This is a genomic window from Sphingomonas sp. GCM10030256, assembly GCF_042666415.1.
Classification (GTDB): domain Bacteria; phylum Pseudomonadota; class Alphaproteobacteria; order Sphingomonadales; family Sphingomonadaceae; genus Sphingomicrobium.
Window position 1 is genome coordinate 1 of record NZ_JBHTDI010000001.1, and the last position, 20,142, is coordinate 20,142.

Genomic DNA, 20,142 nt, shown 5'->3' on the forward strand with positions numbered 1-20,142 from the left:
CACCAGGTGTCGCACGAGACGATCTATCGCAGCCTGTTCGTCCAGGCTCGCGGCGTCCTCAAGAAGGACCTGCAGGCGCATCTACGCTCGGGCCGGGCGATCCGCCGATCGCGTCACGCCACCGGCAAGGGCGATGCGCGCGGCAGCCGAGCTTGTCACACTTCTTGATGTGGGAAGAAGGAAGCGGGCGTGGAGCAGGTATTTGCCGCTTTGGGGCGGCGCTGTGGCAGTCGGCCTTGTCGTTGGCATTGGACCGAGCTTACTGCGGGGCGGCACACCCAGCGCGGGCAAAGCGAGAAACAGCGGCCCCGACGATGGCCGCGCCAGAGAAAGCCCGAAGGAACACAGCGGAAAGTCCTTAATCCGCGTCTACCCAAGAACGCCGATCACCCCTGCAAGCTCCCAAGTTTCTGAAAAGGTAAGCGAAAACCGCCTGGCCGAGCCCGCCCTAGTGGCTGGTTCCGATGATCCACTGTTCCAGCCGCCGCTTGAGCGAGCGGCGCTGCGGAACGAAAGCGATCTGCTCCAGCGGAGCGCTCTCTTCGTGCGCTTCATACATCCGCAGGTTGGCGGGCACCTTCGGCCGCAACGTCTCGCGTCCGCGCATCATGTCCTCGGCCATGGCCAAGGCACGGTGGACGTCCTCGCCCGTAAACGGCTTCATCAGACAGCCGAGCGCCAGGTCCGGCATGGCGAAGCTGGGCGCCTTGCCGCTCACGAACAGGCAAGGGATATCGTAGTCGTTCAGCCGGACAGCGACGGAGAAGCCGGTGCTTCCGCGGGCAAGGTGGAGGTCTACCAGCGCAAGGTCGGGACTGTCCCCTTCCGCAATCTCGAGCGCACCCGCGAGATCCTCGGCGACGCCCACCACCCGGTAGCGAGGATTATCCTCCACCAGATATTTGAGCATCGATGCTAGCTGGCTGTCGTCTTCGACAATCAGGATCTTCAGCATATCTGCTCCCCCGCGCTCATCCTGTTGATAAGTCTTGGCGGAGGAGAGTCAGAGTGCGAATCCCTTTGCTACCACATTAACGACGAGCAGTTTTCCAGCCGCGCCGGGCTGCAGGAACTCAGTTCGCCGAACCGTATGTTAGCCGCGGTAGAAGATGTGTGCGCCGATCTTTTCGACGCGGTTCAGCCGCCGACCCCAGGACGGAGCGACATAGTCAGCATGGTACCACAGCACGTCGTCTGGCAATTCATCGACCAGCTTGTGCGCGGCAATGCGGGTGATCGCCTTCGCCTTCGCCCAGTGCGGGCAGTTCGGATCGATGCTCGGGAACTGGCCCCGCCGGACGAACGAAAATTGCGCCGGCTGCTTTACGACGGCGCACAGGCTGGCGGGATAGCGGCCAGATTGAGCCCGGTTCATGACGACCTCCGCGACGGCGAGCTGGCCTTCGAGCGGTTCCCCGCGGCTTTCGAAATATACGGCGGTCGCGACGCAGCTCAACTCGTCATTGAGCGCCTCGCCCGCCTTGTTGGCCTCGACCAACGCCCATAGGGGCCAAGTGGAGGCAACTGCAGCGACTGGAGTCGAGACCGTCAGCGGGCGCGCCGCCGGCAGGGTCATGGCCGGCAAGGTCGCTGCGGGAAGAGCAACAGTCGCGGTCGGGCTGGCCAGGCGCGCAGCGCCCGTTGCGGCGCTCTGCAAGGACGTGGGAGTCGTGCCTTGAACGACGGGAGCGGAAATTCGAATCTGCGCCTGCGCAGCGGTCGAACCGCCGACGGCTAGCACGAAGGTAGCAGCGATCGCCGACGCAGGGCCGGCACCGAGGAAACGCGTCAATCTTTTCTCTATCGTTGGCGGCCGAGGGGGCGGGTCCGCGCTTCGTCATCGCACCTGTTGCGCGATGTCGCGGCCCGCCACCATCGTCCGTCTTGCCCCGGGCCGGAAACTCACCGGCCCGCTCGCTCTCAAAATCGTGTGGTCAGCAGGTACGGTGTGCAGGCCGAAACACAAGCCGCGTGCCGGTGAAACGTTCGCTTGGTGAGACGAGCGACGGAACAAATCCCCTTGTGGGACAGAAACTTAGATCAGGCTGCCTCGGCCTTGCGTGAGTGGCGCTTACGCTCATGCGGGTCGAGGAACCGCTTGCGGATGCGGATGACCTTGGGCGTCACTTCCACGAGTTCGTCGTCCTGGATGTAGGCGATCGCCTGCTCCAGCGTCATCCGCCGCGGCGGTGTCAGGCGGATACCCTCGTCCTTGCCCGATGCGCGGAAGTTGGTCAGCTGCTTGGACTTGAGCGGATTGACCTCAAGGTCCTGGGGCTTGGCATTCTCGCCAATGATCATGCCCTCGTAGAGCATGTCCCCGGGCGAGATGAACAGGACGCCACGCTCCTCCAGCATGTTGAGCGAGTAAGCGACGGCGGCGCCGGTCTCCATCGAAATAAGGACGCCGTTCTGCCGACCGGTGATCGGACCCTTATACGGTCCGTATTTCTCGAACAGCCGGTTCATGATGCCGGTACCACGGGTGTCGGACAGGAACTCGCCATGATAGCCGATCAGGCCCCGCGACGGAGCGGAGAAGGTGATCCGCGTCTTGCCGCCACCGGACGGGCGCATGTCCGTCAGCTCTGCCTTGCGCATCGCCATCTTCTCGACGACCGTTCCGGAGAATTCGTCGTCGACGTCGATCACGACGGTTTCATACGGCTCTTCGCGGCCGCTCGGCCCGTCGCGGAACAGGACGCGCGGTCGGCTGATGCCCAGCTCGAACCCTTCGCGGCGCAGCGTTTCGATCACCACGCCGAGCTGAAGCTCGCCGCGTCCGGCCACCTCGAACGCCTCGCCGCCCGGAGTTTCGGTGATGCGGATGGCCACGTTGCCTTCCGCTTCGCGTTCGAGCCGCTCGCGGATGACGCGGCTCTGGACCTTGTCACCGTCCTTGCCGGCAAACGGGCTGTCGTTGACCGCGAAGGTCATCGAGAGGGTCGGCGGATCGATCTCGCGTGCATGAAGCGGCTCGGCGATCTGCGGCGTACCGATCGTATTGGAGACAGTGGCCTTCATCAGCCCGGCGATCGCGACGATATCGCCCGCCTTGGCGCTTTCAACCGGCACCCGCTCGAGACCCTGAAAGGCGAACAGCTTGGTGACGCGGCCGTCCTCGACGACCTTGCCGTTGACGTCCATCGCCCTGATGGGATCGTTGATGTTGAGTGTGCCGCTCTCGATCCGGCCGGTCAGGATTCGGCCGAGGAAGTTGTCGCGATCGAGAAGTGTCGCAAGCATCTTGAACTCGCCCGCGGGATCGAGCTGCGGCGCCGGCACATGGTCGACGATCTTTTGGAACAGCGGGGTGAGGTCGCCTTCCCGCACGTCATCGGTCGGCCCGGCATAGCCGGCGCGGCCGGATGCGTAGAGCACCGGGAAGTCGAGCTGCTCGTCGTTGGCGTCGAGGTTGAGGAAAAGTTCGAATACTTCGTCGAGCACTTCCGCCGGACGGGCGTCCGGACGGTCGATCTTGTTGACCACGACGATCGGGCGCAGACCAAGGCTAAGCGCCTTGCCCGTGACGAACTTGGTCTGCGGCATCGGGCCTTCGGCGGAATCCACCAGCAGGATCACGCCATCGACCATGGACAGGATCCGCTCCACCTCCGCGCCGAAATCGGCGTGACCGGGCGTATCGACGATGTTGATGTGCATGCCGTTCCACTCGACCGACGTGCACTTGGCGAGGATGGTGATCCCGCGCTCTTTTTCGAGATCGTTCGAGTCCATCGCCCTTTCTTCGACGCGCTGATTCTCGCGGAAGGTACCGGATTGACGGAAGAGCTGGTCGACGAGCGTGGTCTTGCCATGGTCGACGTGGGCGATGATCGCCACGTTGCGGAGGTTCATTGCGATGTCCTTGGAAGCGTTGGCGCGCCCCTAACGCAAATGGTGCGTTGCAGCAACCGCCGCCGGGCGGCACAAGCCTCCCGGTGACCTCCCGCCCTCGCCTGCCCCGCACCGTTTGGGTGCTTGGCTTCGTCAGCCTGCTGATGGACCTGAGTTCCGAGGTCTACCACGCGCTGCTGCCGTTGTTCGTCACGGTAACGCTGGCCGCCCCGGTCGCAATGCTTGGCGCGATCGACGGGATCGCGGAGGCAACCGCAAGCTTCGCCAAGCTGGCGTCCGGACGGCTGAGCGATCGCAGCCGCCGCCGCAAGCCGTGGATATTGCTCGGCTATGGGCTCGCCGCTGCCACCAAGCCGCTGTTCGCATTGGCTGCCTCGCCCGCGACGGTGCTCGGGGCGAGGCTGGTGGACCGGACGGCGAAGGGGGTTCGCGGCGCTCCTCGTGACGCCATGATCGCCGACGAGACGCCCCCGGAGGTGCGCGGCGCGGCTTATGGGCTACGACAGTCGCTGGATACGGTGGGCGCGTTCCTCGCGCCGTTGCTCGCGGTGGCGCTGATGTGGGCGCTGGCGGACGACATTCGCGCCGTCTTCTGGATCGCGGCCGTCCCGGCGGCACTTTCCTTCCTGCTGGCGTGGCTGGCACTGCGGGAGCCGGAGCGGCATGCGGGTGCCAGCAAGGCGCAGCCCCTGCTCGGCGGCTTTGGGCGCGTCGATGCGGCGAGCCGGAGACTCGTTCTCCTCGGCTTCGTGTTCACGCTGGCTCGCTTTTCGGAGAGCTTCCTGATCCTGAAGGGCAGCGCGGCCGGGCTGTCGCTGACAACCGCTCCGCTGGTGCTGGTGCTGTTCAACCTCGCCTTTCTGCTGCTTTCCTATCCCGCCGGAGCGCTGAGTGACCGGCGTGATCCGCGGGCGATCCTGCTGGGCGGGATCGCGCTGCTGGTGCTCGGCAACCTCGTGCTGGCGGGAACGACCGGGTTGGTTGGGCTGGTCATCGGCGTGGCGCTGTGGGGCGGGCACATGGCGCTGACCCAAGGGCTGTTTGCCCGCATGATCGCCGATACGGCGCCTGAGCCGTTGCGAGCGACGACCTTTGGGCTGTTCCACTTCGCGACCGGGGTCGCGACCTTGCTGGCCAGCGTCGCGGCGGGGTTGTTGTGGGATGCCCAAGGGCCGGCCGCTACCTTTGTCGCCAGCGCAGCGGTGGCGGCCGTGGCGGCGGTTATGCTTCTCGTGGTGCCTGCTCGTCCGCGGGACGTGTAGGCTCACCGCTCTTCGGCCGGAAGGGAGGCATCCTCCCGGCAACCTGGCGAGTGCTGTCGAAGAACTGCTGCTTCACGGCGGCGCCGACGTGCAGGACCAGGAGAGCAAGGGTGGTGAAGACCAGCACCTCATGCACTCCGCCCGACAATTCGCCGGTTGCTTCGTCGATCCCGGGGACGACCGGCAGGGGAATGCCGCCGACCAGCGGCGTATACCAGTCCTCGGCGCGTCCGGACACGGCGACCAGCCCGGTCAGGGGAAGGGCGAACAAGAGGAAGTAGAAGGCACGGTGGTTCCAGACCGCGGCGTGGCGCTCCCACGCCGGCAGTTCCGGCGGGAACGGCGGCGGGGGATTGCGCAAACGAACGATCAGGCGAGCGATGGCGAGCAGCAGGATCGTCGCCCCGACCGTCTTGTGCCAGGTGAAGAATTCCATCCGCTCGGGCCCGCGCGGCAGGTCGGCGAAGGTGAAGCCGAGCCAGACCTGGATCACGATCAGCAAGGCGGTGATCCAGTGGATCGCCACCGCCGCATTGACGTAGCGCCGTACCGGCTTCTGTTCGCGGGCTTCGGGAACGCTGGCCATGACGCATCTCTCCCCTGTTCAGGAGGCTAGATGCTCCGCAGCCGTAACGGTTCCCGTCAGCGCCCGAACTTCTCGCCCTTTTCCGCTTTATCGAAAAGCAGCTGGGAGAACGTGAAGTCGGGCATCCGCTCCTGCTGGCGCTTCAGCCCCTCGACAATCTTGCCGAGCCCTTCTGTATCCGCCCAGTGCATCGGCCCGCCGCGATAGACGGGCCAGCCGTAACCGTAGACCCACACGACATCGATGTCGGACGGGCGCTGGGCCATACCCTCCTCCAGGATCTTCGCGCCCTCGTTGACCATCGTATAGAGCGTTCGCTCGATGATCTCCTGGTCCGAGATTTCGCGCGCCTGCACGCCTTCCCTGGCGCGGAACTCCTCGATGATCTCCTGCACCTTCGGGCTGGGCGAGGGCTTCCGCTTGTCATCATAGTCGTAGAAGCCGGCGCCCTTCTTCTGGCCCCAGCGATCAACCGCGCAGAGCGCGTCGCGGATGTTCTCGATGCGGCCGGGATCGCGGTGCCAGCCAATGTCGACGCCGGCGAGGTCGGCCATCTGGAACGGCCCCATCGGCATGCCGAAATCGACGTGCACCTTGTCGATCTGCGCCGGAGTGGCGCCTTCGAGCAGAAGCTTGGTCGCCTCGACCTGACGTGGAATCAGCATGCGGTTACCGATGAAGCCGTAGCAAACGCCGGCGACCACCGCGACCTTCCGGATCTTCTTGGCCAGCGCCATGGCGGTGACCAGCACGTCCGGCGCCGTCTTCGCGCCGCGCACCACTTCCAGCAGCTTCATGATGTTCGCGGGCGAGAAGAAATGCAGCCCGAGCACGTCCTGCGGCCGGGAGGTCGCCGTCGCGATCTCGTCGATGTTGAGGTAGCTGGTATTGGAGGCGAGGATCGCGCCCGGCTTGGCGATCTTGTCGAGGCGCGAGAAAATTTCCTTCTTGATCTCCATCTGCTCGAATACCGCCTCAATGATGAGGTCGCAGTCGGCGAGATCGTCGAAGTTCAGCGTCGGCTTGAGCAATCCCATCGCCTGCCCGACCTGCTCGGCGGTCAGCTTCCCCTTGGCCGCGCTCGCCTGATAGTTCTTAAGCATCACACCGGTGCCGCGATCGAGCGCCTCCTGCGCCATCTCGACGATAGTGACCGGGATGCCGGCCGACAGGAAATTCATCGAAATGCCGCCGCCCATGGTGCCGGCGCCGATTACGCCGACGCGCTTGATTTCGCGGGGTTTCACGTCCTCGGGAATGCCGTCGATCTTGGACGCCTTGCGCTCGGCGAAGAAGAAATATTGCTGCGCCCTGGCCTGCGTGCCGCTCATCAGCTCCATGAACAGCCTGCGCTCTTCCAGCACGCCTTCGGCGTAGGGCTTCTGCGTCGCGACCCGGACGGCTTCGAGGTTCTTCATGGGTGCTTCAAAGCCCCTGAAGGTGCGGGCATTGGCCTTGATGAAGTCGTCGAACACGGCGGGATCGGTGCCTTCGATCTTGTCCTGCCGCTCGGAGGATTTGGGGAGCGGGCGCACGTCGACGCACTCGGTTGCGTAGGCGACGGCGTGCTGCAGCAGATCACCTTCGATGATGCGGTCGACCAGCCCTACGTCATAAGCTTCCCTGGCCGAGATTGGCGTTCCGCTGGTGGTCATTTCCAGCGCCTTCTGCACGCCGGCGACGCGCGGCAGCCGCTGGGTTCCGCCGGCGCCGGGCAGGAGCCCAAGCTTCACTTCGGGCACGCCGAGCTTCGCCGACGGCACCGCCACGCGATAGTGACAGGCCAGCGCGACCTCGAGCCCGCCGCCGAGCGCCGTTCCGTGGATTGCCGCGACCACCGGCTTGGAGCAGTTCTCGATGATGTCGACAACCTGCGGCAGCATTGGCGGAGCGAACGCCTTGGGCGTGCCGAACTCGCTGATGTCGGCGCCGGCAAAGAAGGTCTGGCCTTCGCCGATGATCACCACTGCCTGGACGCCGTCGTCCGCTTCGGCCTGTTCGATTCCCTTCACCAGCCCTTCCCGCACGGCGTGGCCAAGCGAGTTCACCGGCGGGTTGTTCGAGCGGATGATGAGAACGTGGCCGTGCTGTTCGGTGCTGATCGGGCTGGTCACTGGGGTCTCCGGGTCGGTTCGGGTCAAGGTGTAGAAAGGCGCGAATGTTCACAATGTTCACGGTAACGAGCGCCATTTTCGGCCATTTATCACCGAGAGAGGCAGCTTCTGTCCACGTCGCCCTGCTCTAACCTGAAGAGCCCGGTGTAGGACAGATGGTTCGGCCGGCTAGATCGCAGTGCGGCCGTAATCCTGGCGGTTGAACGGATGGGACGAGGACAGTCCGCCGTCGACCACCAGGGCGTGGCCGTTCACGTAGCTGCTCTCATCCGACGCGAGGAACAGCGCGGCGCGGGCAATCTCCACGGGCAAGCCGCCGCGGCGAAGGGGGTTGAGGTGGCCAAGCTTGTCCGCGACGCCTTTCTCGCGCGCCTTGTTGTAGACGAACTCGGTCATGCCGGTTTCGATCAGCCCCGGGCAGATGGCATTCACCCGGACGTTGCTGCCTGCCAATTGCTGCGCGGCCGTCTTCACCAGGCTGATCACGCCCGCCTTCGAGGCGGAGTAGGCCGGCCCGCCGGCGCCGGAGCGCAGCCCGGCGACACTGGCGGTGCAGATGATCGATCCGCCGCCGCGTTCCCTGATCAGCGGCGCCGCATGCTTGATGGCGAGGAACGGACCGATCAGGTTGACGCGCAGGATCTCCTGCCAGTCGTCAGGCGTCTGCTCGAAGATGGAAGCGAGCCCGCCGGAAATGCCGGCATTCGCGAAGAAGCCATGGAGCGCGCCATGCTCCTCCCGCGCCATGCTGATGAGGCGGAGGACATCCTCTTCCTTGCCGGCGTCGGCGATGTGGTCGGCGCCGCGGAGGTCGGCGGCGAGCACGGTCGCGCCGTGGAGTGCGAACAGGCGGGCAGTCGCCTTGCCGATGCCCGATCCCGCGCCGGTGACGATGATGACCTTGCCGGCGAGGCGGCCGCGGTCGGAGTCTTCGGGTTCGATGCTCATGGCCGTGTCACAACCCCGCACCGAACGTCGATCCGCCATCGACCACCAGCGTCTGCCCGGTCACGAAGCTTGCAGCGTCGCTGGCGAGGAACACCGCGGCCCCGGCAAGCTCGCGCGGCTCGCCGATGCGCTTGAGCGCGGCGACTCTGGTCACCGCCTTCAGGATCTCGGGATTCTCCCATAGCGCACGGGCAAAATCGGTGCGGACCAGACCGGGAGCGATGGCGTTGACGCGCACCCCGCTCGGACCGAACTCGGCGGCGAGGTTGCGGACCAGCTGGAGGTCGGCCGCCTTGGAGATGTTGTAGGCGCCGATCACCGTTGAACTGGTCAGCCCGCCGACCGAGGAGACGATGATGATCGCGCCGTTGCCGCGTTCCACCATCTCCGGCGCGACCATCTGAACCAACCAGTGGTTGGCGAGAACATTGTTGTCGAGGATCTTGCGGAACTGATCGTCCGTGATCCCCGCCATCGGTCCGTAGTAGGGATTGGACGCCGCGTTGCAGACCAGGATGTCGATGCGGCCGAAGCGTGCGCGCGTTTCGTAGACCAGCTCCTGCAGCGCCTCCTTGTCGGAGATGGAAGCGACGATCGCGGCCGCCGTGCCCTCACCGTGCCGGGCGTTGATCTCGGCAGCAACCTCATCGCAGGCGTCCTGCTTGCGGCTGGAGATGATCACCTTGGCGCCCTGTTCGGCAAGGCCCTCGGCGATCGCCTTGCCGATGCCGCGAGAGGAGCCGGTGACGATGGCGACCTTGCCGCTCAGGTCGAACAACGAAGACATTCACTTCTCCTGTGGCCTTCCCCTCTCCGCTCGTCCCGAGCGTAGTCGAGGGGCGTGTTTTCAATCTGTCAGCCAACGCCCCTCGACTTCGCTCGGGACAGGCGGTTCTGCTTGCCAGTACTCACATCGTCAGCTGCGCATGCTTGGCGAACTCGATTTGGGCGATGCTGCGATTGTGCACTTCGTCAGGACCGTCGGCCAGCCGCAGCGTGCGGATGCCCGCCCAGCTGTGCGCCAGCAGGGTGTCCTGGCTGACGCCCGCACCGCCATGCGCCTGGATTGCGTCGTCGATCACCTGCAGCGCCATGCGCGGGGCTTTGACCTTGATCATCGCGATTTCGGCCTTGGCGGCCTTGTTGCCGGCCTTGTCCATCAGGTCGGCGGCCTTGAGGCAGAGCAGCCGGGCGCAGTCGATCTCGATCCGCGCCTCGGCGACTCGCTGCTCCCAAACGCTATGTTCGGCGAGGCGCTTGCCGAAGGCGGTGCGACTCTGGAGCCGCTCGCACATGAGCTTCAGCGCTTCTTCGGCCGCGCCAATAGTGCGCATGCAGTGATGGATGCGCCCGGGACCGAGGCGCCCTTGCGCGATCTCGAAGCCCCTGCCCTCGCCCAGCAAGAGATTGTCGGCCGGAATGCGGACGTTCTCCAGCGCGATCTCCATGTGGCCGTGGGGCGCGTCGTCATAGCCATAGACGGTGAGCGCGCGCTCGACCTTCACTCCGGCAGCGTCCATCGGCATCAGGATCATTGACTGCTGCTGGTGCTTGCGGGCCTGGGTGTCGGTCTTACCCATCAGGATCGCGACCTTGCAGCGCGGATCGCCGGCACCGCTCGACCACCACTTGCGGCCGTTGACGACATAGGAGTCGCCGTCGTGTTCGATGCGGCACTCGATGTTGGTCGCATCCGAGCTTGCAACGCCCGGTTCCGTCATCAGGAAGGCCGAGCGGATTTCCCCGCGCATCAGCGGTGCCAACCACTGGTCCTTTTGCTGGCGCGTGCCGTAGCGGTGCAGCACCTCCATGTTGCCGGTGTCGGGCGCGGAGCAGTTGAACACCTCCGCCGACCACAGGATCCGGCCCATCTCCTCGGCGCAGAGAGCATATTCGAGGTTGGTCAGTTGCTCGCCTTCGAAAGCGAAGCTCTCGTCGACATGCTGGAGCGCGCCGCCCGGCGGCATGAACAGGTTCCATAGCCCCGCTTCACGGGCCTTGGGCTTGAGATCCTCGATGACCGAGAGGGGCTGCCAGCGGTCGCCGGTAGCGATCTCGCGGACGTAATCTCCCTGCCGCGGGCGGACGTGCTCGTCGATGAACTCGCGTACCCGGTCGCGGAAATGGGCCTGACGGTCGGTGAGATCGAAGTCCACGCGGCTTCCCCTTTGCTGGCCGAGAAAATGCGCTAGGACGCGTAAGGCATGGAGACAAGTGCGATGGCCGACCTCGATCAATTCCGCGCCGAAACCCGCTCCTGGCTGGAGGCGAACTGCCCGGCGGAGATGCGGGAGCCGATGAAATCGGAGGACGATGCCTGCTGGGGCGGGCGGCATTGGACGTTCGCTTCGGACGCCCAGAAACGCTGGCTGGAGGTCATGGCGGAGCGCGGCTGGACGGTGCCCGACTGGCCGAAGGAGTACGGGGGCGGCGGGTTCTCGCCGGCCGAAGCCAAGGTGCTGCGTGAGGAGATGCGCAGCATCGGGGCGCGCCAGCCGCTGTACAGCTTCGGCATCTCGATGCTCGGGCCGGCGCTGCTGAAGTACGGGACGGAGGAGCAGAAGAAGCGCTTCCTGCCGGAGATCGCGCGCGGCGAAATCCGCTGGTGCCAGGGCTATTCGGAGCCCGGTGCCGGGTCCGACCTTGCGGGGCTGCAGACTCGCGCCGAGGACAGGGGCGACCATTGGCTGGTCAACGGACAGAAGGTCTGGACCTCCTACGCGGACAAGGCCGACTGGATCTTCTGCCTGGTGCGGACCTCCACCGAGTCGAAGCAGGGCGGGATCAGCTTCCTGCTATTCGACATGGAGAGCCCGGGCGTTACGACCAAGCCTATCCTGCTGACCAGCGGCTATTCGCCCTTTTGCGAGACCTTCTTCGACGACGTGAAGGTGCCCAAGGATCAGGTCGTCGGCGAGGTGAACAAGGGCTGGGACGTCGCCAAATATTTGCTCGGCCACGAGCGCGAAATGATCAGCGGCATGGGCCTTGGCGGCGGGGCGGCGCTGCTCGGCAAGCAGGTCGGCAGCATCGATGACCCACTGCTACGCGCGGAGGTCGCGGCGTTCGATGTCGATGCGCTGGCCTTTGCGGCGATGAGCGAGCGGTTCCTCGACCAGCTGAAAGCGGGCGAGGCGCACCCGGCGATGCCGAGCGTGATGAAATATGCCGGCACCGAACTCAACAAACGGCGGCATGAGCTGATCATGGCGGCCGGCGGATCGGACGCGCTCGAATGGGACTCGGAGCGGAGTCGCGAAGGCAAGGCGGCACGCGAGTGGCTGCGGACCAAGGCCAACTCGATCGAAGGCGGGACGAGCGAAATCCAGCTTGGCATCGTCGCCAAGCATATTCTCCGCCTGCCGGGAGCCTGACGTGACGCTCCTTACCGACGATCAGAAGCAACTCCACGACATGGCACGGTCGTTCCTGGCCGAGGAAGGGGCGATCAAGAAGCAGCTGCGCCACTGGCGCGACAGCGGCTGCAAGGACGGGTTCGGGCATGGGCTGTGGAAACAGTTCGGCGAGCTTGGCCTTACCGGCATCTGCATTCCGGAAGCGCAAGGCGGGCTTGGGCTCGGCGCGACCGAGGCGGCGCTGGTGCTGGAGGAGGTCGGGCGAAATCTGACGCCATCGCCACTCCTGACGACCGCCGTGGCGGCAGTTCGTGCCCTGGACGGCTCCGCCCAGGGCGAGCGCTGGTTTCCGGGGATCGTCGCGGGCGACACGGTAGCGGCGCTGGCGATCGACGAAGGCCAGCATCATGCGCCGGCTGCCATCGCGCTGGAGGCCAGGCGTTCCGGCAATGGCTTCGTGCTGAACGGCGCAAAGCAGTTCGTGGTGCACGGAGCCTCGGCCGACCTGATCATCGTCGCGGCGCGAACCGGCGGGTCGGCCGGCGAGCACGACGGAGTGACCCTGTTCGCGGTCGAGCGCGACACGTCTGGGCTGCAAATCGAAAACGTGACCCTGGCCGATGCGTCCAAGGCTGCGCGGCTGACCCTTGCCGATGTCGCGGTCGATGCGGACGCGGTGATCGGGGAGGTCGATGGTGGCTGGACCCCGCTGGCCCGTGCGCTCGATGCAGGGCGCGCGGGTGCAGCGGCCGAGCTGGTCGGCCTTGCCAGCGGCGCGTCGGACATCACCGTCGACTATCTCAAGCAGCGTAAACAGTTCGGCCGGCTGATCGGTGAGTTCCAGGCGCTCCAGCATCGCGCCGCTCACCTGTACGGCGAGATCGAGATCGCCCGGGCTGCGGCCTACAAGGCTGCGGAGCTGATCGACCGCAACGATCCGAGGGCAGAGCTGATGACCGCCGTAGCGAAGGCCAAGGCGGGGCGATCGGCGGCGCTGGCAGTGCAGGAAGGCGTGCAGATGCACGGCGGCATCGGCATGACCGACGAGCATGACATAGGCCTTTACATGAAGCGGGAAGCGGTACTCGGGCGGCTGTTCGGCGACTGGCGATATCACGCTGGGCGAGTGGCGGAATTGAGCGGCTAGTAGCTGCTCCCCAGCGGGGGAGCTGCCAGCGCAGCAAGTCAGAGGGGTGTGACCCACGGTCGCTCCGCGAGCTGCTCCCCACGGGGGAGCTGCTAGGGCCGATCCAGCAGGAAGTTGATCCGGGCGCTGGCGATTGGGCGTGAGCGGTCGGCCTGCCAGGCGAACGCCTCGACGTTGGCGATGCTTCGGCCGAGCCGCTCGATCACCGCGCCGGCGAAAGTCTCTCGGTCCTTGCCTCCGAGCATGTAGTCGACCGTGACGGTGATCGGCTTTGGAGTGACCTCTTCGCCGATCGCCCGCAGCAGCGTGCCGTAGGCGGCGAACTCCAGCAGCCCGGCGATGGCGCCGCCATGGAGATATCCGGGCCGGCCGACGACATCGTCGTGGAAAGGCATGACGAACAGCAGGGAGCCGTCGTCCCGCACCTCGCTGCGGAGTTTCAGAAGATGCGCGTAGGGCGGAAGTTCGGTCATCGCCCTGCCTTACTCGGCTGCACGGCTGAGCCAAGAGGCGGGCAGGTGCACGAGGTCCGCAGGCTCGTCCACGTCGGGCAGCGGGTCGGCGACGTGGAACTTCCAGGCGATCATCCGCATCCGCTGCAACGTAGTTTCCAGCACGGAGCGCGTACTCCAAACGATTCCTTCGAAGATCACGGGGTCGAACCGGCGCAGGGCGAGCAGGACGTAGCCGCCATCGGTCGCGGGAATGATCGCAGCGTCATGATCCGCAAGCAGACCGGCAGCTTCGGCGATCCGCCGCGCACCTAGCTCCAGGCAATCCGTACCGATCAGGACCGCATGTTCGCTCCGCGCGAGGGTCCGGCGGGCCGCCTTGGCCATGCGTTGCCCGAGATCGCCGCCGCCTTGAACCGAGCGTTCGACCGGGACCCTGATCTCGCTCCAGTCCGGCCCCGTCGGGTCGGGATCGCCGACCAGCTCGACCGGTCCGATCCCCGCCAGCACCGCCTGCCGAAGGGTCTCGTCCAGCATCCTTGCGGCCAGGTCTGCCGCGCCCTGTTCGCCCAGCGCGGGGATCAGCCGGGTCTTAACTCGCCCCGGCACAGGCGCCTTGGCGAACACCAGCACACGGGCTGGCCTCACCCCTTCCGCCATTTTCGCGCCCCATTGCATTGTCAGTCGCGCAGCCTCTCTCTAGGACACAATCCCGCCATGACAGACCGCGACCAACGCCTCCAGACGATCCTGAAGCTGATCGAAGAGTTCAACAAGAAGGGCATCCCGGTGACGGAGGAAACCCGCTTCGCCCAGGACCTGGAGTGGGACAGTCTGACCGTTATGGATTTCGTGGCTGCCGTGGAGGACGAGTTCGACGTGCTCATCACCATGAACCGGGCTGCGGAGATCGAGACGGTCGGCCAGCTGGTCGATGCGGTCGCCGAGCTTCAGGGCTGATTTGGCAAAGCTAACATCCGCTCATCCTGAGGAGGGACTGAGTAGCTCCGCAGGAGCGTAGCGAAGCCGGTCTCGAAGGGTGCTTCGAGACGCGGCTTCGACAAGCTCAGCGGCTCCTCAGCATGAGCGGTGAAGGAAAGCAGTTCTTCATGACTGACCTGTTCGACAAGTTCCAGCCGCTGATCGACCAGCGCGAGGCGCTGCTTTCGACCGGCCTGACCGACCCGTTCAACCTGACGATGGAGCGGGTGGAGAGTCCGACCGTCGCCATCTGCAACGGCAAGCGGACGATCCTGCTCGGCACTTACAATTACATGGGGATGACGTTCGACCCGGATGTGATCGCGGCGGGCAAGAAAGCGCTGGACGAATTCGGCTCCGGCACCACTGGCAGCCGGGTGCTCAACGGCACCTATCAAGGCCACCGCGAGTGCGAGGATGCGCTGCGCGAATTCTACGGCATGGACCATGCGATGGTCTTCTCGACCGGCTACCAGGCCAATCTGGGGGTCATCTCCACCATCGCCGGCAAGGAGGATTATGTGATCCTCGACATCGACAGCCATGCGTCGATCTACGATGGGTGCGCGCTCGGCAACGCGCAGATCGTTGCCTTCCGCCACAATGACATCGAAGCGCTCGAGAAACGGCTCAAGCGGCTTCCCGCCGACGCGGGCAAACTGGTCGTGCTCGAAGGCGTCTACTCGATGCTGGGCGATGTCGCTCCGCTCAAGGAGATGGTCGCGGTGTGCAAGGCGAATGGCGCGATGGTGCTGGTCGACGAGGCGCATTCGATGGGCTTCATCGGCGACAACGGCCGCGGGGTTGCCGAAGCGCAAGGCGTGATCAACGACGTCGACTTCATCATTGGCACTTTCTCCAAGTCGGTCGGCACCGTCGGCGGCTTCTGCGTGAGCAACAATCCGCGGTTCGAGATCCTGCGGCTGGTGTGCCGTCCCTACGTCTTCACCGCCTCCCTGCCGCCGAGCGTTGTCGCCACCGCCGCCACTTCCATCCGCAAGCTGATGGGCGCAGCGGACAAGCGCCAGCACCTGTGGGACAACAGCCGCCGGCTGCACAAGGGCCTGCGCGAGCTCGGCTTCACGCTGGGCACGCAGGAGCCGCAATCGGCGATCATCGCAGTGATCATGCCCGATCTGGAGAAGGGCGCCGCCATGTGGGAAGCGCTGCTGCACGAGGGCTTGTACGTGAACCTTGCCCGGCCGCCAGCCACGCCCGCGAACATGACGCTCCTGCGCTGCTCGCTGTGTGCGCTCCACACGGAGGAGCAGGTCGGCGAGATCCTCGGCATGTTTGAAGCGGCGGGGAAGAAGACCGGCGTAATCTAGTCCCGCCGCGTCACCAGCCGCCAGTTCTCCGGCAGGTAGTCGACCGACATATAGTAATAGAAGGCGCAGCGCTGGCCGTCGATGAAGGCGCCGCCCTTGAGGATGCCGTAGGCGGTGGTGCCCAGGAACACCGGCCCGCCGCTGTCGCCGCGGCGGCATTCCGGACCCTTTACCGTCACCCAACTGGCCGAGCACAAGCCGCCGCACAGCTCGGCCGGTGGCGCGAAGTCGATAAGCTCGACCTCCGAGCAATTGTAGCCGCTCGATTCGCCGCGCATGCAGACGATGTCGCCGGCGCGGGTCATCGGCCGGGTGCGCCAGCTGGTGACGGCGCGGGCCTGCGTCCGAGCCTTGTCGGCGAAGAACAGCGGATCGGCCCGGCCAACGCCGGTATGGACCTGCACGTCGCGGTACGCCGTGCCCCACCCTCCGGCGAACTTGAGGAGCCGCTCCTCTCCGTCCGGGCCGCGATAGGTCATGTTGTCGGGGCAATGCGCCGCCGTCGTGATCCCGGCCAGCGCTCCGTAAGTGACGACAAAGCCGGTGGTGCAGACATAGCCGACGCCGTTGAGCGGCCCGACGACCCGCGATCCGCCCAGCGCGCCGGTGTTGGCAAAGGTCGCCTGCAGCCGGCGCAAGGTCACCGGAACGCCGGTCAGCCGCGCCAACTCACCCTCGATTTCCGCCGCCGGGCGACGGGCGGCGGAGGCACGCTGCATGACGATCATCCGCCCGGTGCGCGGATCGTGGCCGACGCCACGCACCCCGGGCACCGCACTGGAAATGGCCGCCCGGTGCAGATCGATGGCGGCGAGCACCTGCTCCCGAGTGACCTGCGCCCCGGCTTGGAAGGTGACCGGCACCTGCATCCCGCCGGCGGAAACCGTGTAATCGGCCGGCTTGTCCGTCCCGGTCAGCAGAACCACGATCCGCCACACCGGACGCTGCTCGATATACATCCCGGCCAGGCGCGAGCGGTAGGTGGTGCGCAGCCGCTCGGTCGTCGCGACGCTGTCCGCCTGCGCCTTCAGGCGCGCGAGCGCATTGGCGGGCGGCAGGGCATAGGCCTTGGCATAAGCGTCGGCATCCTGCGCCAGCGCATCCCTGGATGTCTGCACGACGGGCTCCGCGGCGATGCCGGAGGTCGCCAAGCTGGCGGAAACAAAGGCGAACAAAAGGAACGGGCGACGCATTCCCGTGCGATTAGCACGCTCTGCCTGAACGAAAACTCTGCGCCATTGCGTCTGCCAGCCGACACGGGCTAGTCGAATGGTGGGAGTGGGCTTATCACGGCAGACATGACGGCGGTCTTCGACGACCAACGGTTCGATTGGCGGCGCGGCGGGGCGGCGGCCGGGGCGCTGCTTGCAACCCTGGTCCTGCTGGGGATGGTCCTGCTGGTCGCCCTGTCCAACCAGGCCCGCGATCGAGCCTTGGCCCGCGAGAGGCAGGCCTATGACGTGACCCTGCTGGTCCGCACCGTCGACAACACCATTTCCCGGGCCGAAGGGGCGATCGGCCGCTTCGTCCTCGACGAGGACACCGGGCCGACCGGAAGCGGCGCGGTCTACGCCGACCAGTGGCGCCTTGCCTCGTATCAGCTTGGACAATTGCGCGAGCTGGTGCGCAACAACCCCGAGCAGGCCGCGCGAGTCGATGAGCTCCGCACCCTGTTCAATGCTCGCGGCGCCCAGCTCGCTGCCGCCGCCCGGGCAGCTGCCGCCGGTAAGGGCGAAGGCGGCCTTGGCGTACTCTATGCCTCGACTCGCGAGACCGACAACCCGCTCGACCAGCTCCGCCGCAAGATCGACGAGATCGCCCGCTCCGAGCGAGGCGCCCTCCGGGCGAGCATGGAGCAGACCCAATTCTTCTCCGCGGAGGCGGACCGTCTGACCGATTATCTGTCGTGGCTCGGCGTCATCGTCGGAGCCGCGGCTATCGGACTCGGCTTCCTGTCAATCCAGGCGATCCGGCAGAATTCCGCATCGCGGCGGGAGGCCGAGACGCTGGAACGCGCGGTGGCTCTGCGTACGCAGGAACTGTCGGACGCGAATGCGGCCCTGAAGGCCGAGGCCGAGGAGCGCGCCGCGGCCGAGGCGCAGCTTCGCCAGGTTCAGAAAATGGAGGCGGTCGGGCAACTGACCGGCGGCATCGCCCACGACTTCAACAACATGCTGGCGGTGGTGGTCGGCGGGATCGACCTTGCCCGGCGCCGCCTCAACGGTCCGCGCCGTGAAGTGCAGATGCACCTCAACAATGCGATGGAAGGCGCCACTCGTGCTGCCGCCCTAACCCGCCGCCTGTTGTCCTTCGCTCGGTCGGAGCCGTTGCTGCCCGCGCGCGTCGACACGTCCGAGCTGGTCAGCGGCATGTCGGAACTGCTCGACCGGACCTTGGGCGAGCGGATCACGGTCGATGTAGGCCTTGCCGGCGATGCCTGGCCGGTGTTCGTCGATCCGCATCAGTTGGAGAATGCGATCGTCAACCTCGCGGTGAATGCGCGCGACGCGATGGACGGCGAAGGACGGATGAAGATCTTTACCGCCAATGTCACGCTGTCAGCGAACGAAGTAGGGGACATCCAGCCGGGCGAGTACCTGCGCATTTCCGTCAGCGACACCGGCTGCGGGATGAGCCCGGAAGTGGTCGACCGCGCCTTCGAGCCATTCTTCACGACGAAAGAAGTTGGAAAGGGTACGGGTCTAGGATTGTCGCAGATCTTCGGGTTCGCCCACCAGTCGGGGGGCGAGGTCGGGATCGAAAGCAAGGTGGGCGAAGGGACCACCGTGTCCATCTACCTCCCGCGTACGGAGGTCCAGGCCGCGGAGGTTCGGATGCACCCAGCCATGCACAATCGCGAACAGCATGATCCATCGGTGCCAGGCGCTCGTATCCTACTGGTCGAGGACGACCCGCGCGTTCGCTCCGCCACAGTAGGGGCGCTGGAGGACCTCGACTACGAGCCAGTCTCCTGCTCGTCTGGCGCCGAAGCGATCGAACTGTTCGAGGCCCAGGACTTCGACCTGGTGATCAGCGACGTGATCATGCCGGAAATGACCGGCCCGGAATTGGTGCGCGAGTTGAAGGCGCGCCGCCCGGATACCGCCATCCTGTTCGTTACCGGCTTCGTCGGCGAGGGGGAGAGCGACGACCTGATCTCCCATGAGCTGCTCCGCAAGCCATTCACTGTCAGCGCGCTGGCGACCGCGGTCGCCGCCGCCCTTGACCGGGAAACTAGCGGATCGCGCGTGAGCGCAGCAGCCGGGGCACGAGCATAACCGCGGCCAACAGCGGCCAGCGGCGCTGCCACGGTTTGATGCGAATGGCCGTGCCCGCATGGCGATTGATCTTCCAGGCGATGTAATCGACTCCGCCGGCGAAGGTAGCGCTCGCCTTGGCTAGGCGGATCACCGATAGGGCCTTGCCTTCGATCCGCCGGCGCCGCCAGCTGGCCTGGCAGCGGCGGCCCTCGGCACGGGCTGCCGCCAGGGCGGGGGCGGTGAAGCGATGGTAACGCTCCGGGTCGGCATCCACCACCGATCCGCTGCGGCTCTGCTTCTCGGCCCTGAGTTCGGCCGAATAGGTCAGCGCAAAGGCGGCGCGCCACAGGTCGAGTGGTGGCTGGTCATTGGGCAGCACAGCCAGCGCGGCGCTCAGCAAGGTTGGCGCGGCACGGGCGATCGCGGCAATGGCCCTCCCCTCCGCGGCGGCATCCGCAGCCCACACCAACCGTGAGGGCTGGGCGAAGCGCGCCCATACCGAGACGTTGCGGGTCTCCGGCCCGTTCAGGCGGTGGAAGTCGGCTTCGCTCAGCACCGCATATTTCGCGGTCAGTCCGTCGTGCTCGAACGGGAAGACGTTCGGTGGAAACAGGCGGTTGGCGGCGGCGAGCCAGCCGCGGCCGTAAGCCGCGCGATAGTCCGATACGATCAGGTAGAAATCGAGCATCAGCCCGTCGAACCGGTGTTCCCGAAGACAAGAACCGTAGAACAACACCGCCCGGCTGGAATCGCCATGCCGCGCTGCGATCGCCTCGGCCAGGGCGCGGACCTTTGGATCCACCGGCTGGCGGAGTTCGGCGGCGACCAGGTCGCGAAGCTGGCTCATCGG

18 protein-coding genes and 1 pseudogene are annotated in these 20,142 nt (G+C 65.9%); 7 read left to right on the forward strand and 12 right to left on the reverse strand.

What is annotated here, in order from left to right:
• Positions 1-144, forward strand: a pseudogene (locus tag ACFQPG_RS00005) (IS30 family transposase); the annotation flags it as partial.
• Positions 145-448: 304 nt separating this feature from the next.
• On the opposite strand, the gene ACFQPG_RS00010 reads toward ACFQPG_RS00005, so the two are convergent.
• The 3 genes from ACFQPG_RS00010 to typA form a co-directional block, all read right to left on the reverse strand.
• The gene (locus ACFQPG_RS00010; protein WP_380809223.1) at positions 449-955 is read right to left on the reverse strand and encodes a response regulator; all 507 of its coding nucleotides are present in this window, start codon (positions 953-955) and stop codon (positions 449-451) included.
• A 138-nt stretch (positions 956-1,093) separates the two neighbouring features.
• Positions 1,094-1,657, reverse strand: a complete 564-nt coding sequence (locus tag ACFQPG_RS00015) for a cell wall hydrolase (RefSeq protein ID WP_380809225.1) — start codon at positions 1,655-1,657, stop codon at positions 1,094-1,096.
• Positions 1,658-2,040: 383 nt separating this feature from the next.
• On the reverse strand, positions 2,041-3,858 hold the full coding sequence (typA, locus tag ACFQPG_RS00020; RefSeq protein WP_380809226.1) for a translational GTPase TypA: 1,818 nt from the start codon (positions 3,856-3,858) through the stop codon (positions 2,041-2,043).
• 83 nt (positions 3,859-3,941) lie between these two features.
• Here typA and ACFQPG_RS00025 point away from each other — a divergent pair, with 83 nt between their 5' ends.
• On the forward strand, positions 3,942-5,120 hold the full coding sequence (locus ACFQPG_RS00025) for an MFS transporter (RefSeq protein WP_380809228.1): 1,179 nt from the start codon (positions 3,942-3,944) through the stop codon (positions 5,118-5,120).
• Here the strand turns inward: ACFQPG_RS00025 and ACFQPG_RS00030 are convergent.
• The 5 genes from ACFQPG_RS00030 to ACFQPG_RS00050 form a co-directional block, all read right to left on the reverse strand.
• The gene (locus ACFQPG_RS00030) at positions 5,080-5,706 is read right to left on the reverse strand and encodes a cytochrome b (protein ID WP_380809229.1); all 627 of its coding nucleotides are present in this window, start codon (positions 5,704-5,706) and stop codon (positions 5,080-5,082) included. The two genes, ACFQPG_RS00025 and ACFQPG_RS00030, sit on opposite strands and share 41 nt — an antisense overlap.
• Positions 5,707-5,762: 56 nt before the next feature.
• Positions 5,763-7,820 carry a 3-hydroxyacyl-CoA dehydrogenase NAD-binding domain-containing protein gene (locus tag ACFQPG_RS00035; protein WP_380809231.1) on the reverse strand — a complete coding sequence of 686 codons (2,058 nt, stop codon included), beginning with the start codon at positions 7,818-7,820 and terminating at the stop codon, positions 5,763-5,765.
• Between the two features lie 168 nt (positions 7,821-7,988).
• Positions 7,989-8,768, reverse strand: coding sequence for an SDR family NAD(P)-dependent oxidoreductase (locus tag ACFQPG_RS00040; RefSeq protein WP_380809232.1), 780 nt, complete (start codon positions 8,766-8,768; stop codon positions 7,989-7,991).
• 7 nt (positions 8,769-8,775) lie between these two features.
• On the reverse strand, positions 8,776-9,555 hold the full coding sequence (locus tag ACFQPG_RS00045) for an SDR family NAD(P)-dependent oxidoreductase (protein WP_380809233.1): 780 nt from the start codon (positions 9,553-9,555) through the stop codon (positions 8,776-8,778).
• Between the two features lie 121 nt (positions 9,556-9,676).
• A complete protein-coding gene (locus ACFQPG_RS00050; protein ID WP_380809234.1) occupies positions 9,677-10,924 on the reverse strand; it encodes an acyl-CoA dehydrogenase family protein in 1,248 nt (415 codons plus the stop codon).
• Positions 10,925-10,987: 63 nt separating this feature from the next.
• On the opposite strand from ACFQPG_RS00050, the gene ACFQPG_RS00055 reads away from it, so the two are divergent.
• Together ACFQPG_RS00055 and ACFQPG_RS00060 are read left to right on the forward strand one after the other, a co-directional pair.
• Positions 10,988-12,142 (forward strand): acyl-CoA dehydrogenase family protein, encoded by a 1,155-nt coding sequence (locus ACFQPG_RS00055; RefSeq protein WP_380809236.1) that lies wholly within the window; start codon positions 10,988-10,990, stop codon positions 12,140-12,142.
• Between the two features lies 1 nt (position 12,143).
• Complete coding sequence (locus tag ACFQPG_RS00060) at positions 12,144-13,271, forward strand: acyl-CoA dehydrogenase family protein (protein WP_380809238.1); 1,128 nt, start codon at positions 12,144-12,146, stop codon at positions 13,269-13,271.
• A gap of 92 nt (positions 13,272-13,363) precedes the next feature.
• On the opposite strand, the gene ACFQPG_RS00065 is transcribed toward ACFQPG_RS00060, so the two are convergent.
• Both ACFQPG_RS00065 and ACFQPG_RS00070 read right to left on the reverse strand, forming a co-directional pair.
• Positions 13,364-13,744 carry a PaaI family thioesterase gene (locus tag ACFQPG_RS00065; RefSeq protein ID WP_380809240.1) on the reverse strand — a complete coding sequence of 127 codons (381 nt, stop codon included), beginning with the start codon at positions 13,742-13,744 and terminating at the stop codon, positions 13,364-13,366.
• A 9-nt stretch (positions 13,745-13,753) separates the two neighbouring features.
• Complete coding sequence (locus ACFQPG_RS00070; protein ID WP_380809242.1) at positions 13,754-14,371, reverse strand: TIGR04282 family arsenosugar biosynthesis glycosyltransferase; 618 nt, start codon at positions 14,369-14,371, stop codon at positions 13,754-13,756.
• A gap of 69 nt (positions 14,372-14,440) precedes the next feature.
• On the opposite strand from ACFQPG_RS00070, the gene ACFQPG_RS00075 reads away from it, so the two are divergent.
• Positions 14,441-14,683: an acyl carrier protein gene (locus tag ACFQPG_RS00075; RefSeq protein ID WP_380809244.1), complete on the forward strand. Its 243-nt coding sequence runs from the start codon at positions 14,441-14,443 to the stop codon at positions 14,681-14,683.
• Positions 14,684-14,832: 149 nt separating this feature from the next.
• Complete coding sequence (locus ACFQPG_RS00080; RefSeq protein WP_380809245.1) at positions 14,833-16,032, forward strand: aminotransferase class I/II-fold pyridoxal phosphate-dependent enzyme; 1,200 nt, start codon at positions 14,833-14,835, stop codon at positions 16,030-16,032.
• Here ACFQPG_RS00080 and ACFQPG_RS00085 read toward each other — a convergent pair.
• On the reverse strand, positions 16,029-17,225 hold the full coding sequence (locus ACFQPG_RS00085) for a hypothetical protein (RefSeq protein ID WP_380809247.1): 1,197 nt from the start codon (positions 17,223-17,225) through the stop codon (positions 16,029-16,031). The genes ACFQPG_RS00080 and ACFQPG_RS00085 overlap by 4 nt on opposite strands.
• Positions 17,226-17,330: 105 nt before the next feature.
• Here ACFQPG_RS00085 and ACFQPG_RS00090 point away from each other — a divergent pair, with 105 nt between their 5' ends.
• Entirely contained in the window at positions 17,331-19,310 is a 1,980-nt protein-coding gene (locus tag ACFQPG_RS00090) for an ATP-binding protein (RefSeq protein ID WP_380809248.1), read from the forward strand.
• Here ACFQPG_RS00090 and ACFQPG_RS00095 read toward each other — a convergent pair.
• Complete coding sequence (locus tag ACFQPG_RS00095) at positions 19,267-20,139, reverse strand: hypothetical protein (protein ID WP_380809250.1); 873 nt, start codon at positions 20,137-20,139, stop codon at positions 19,267-19,269. The two genes, ACFQPG_RS00090 and ACFQPG_RS00095, sit on opposite strands and share 44 nt — an antisense overlap.
• Between the last annotated feature and the right edge of the window lie 3 nt (positions 20,140-20,142).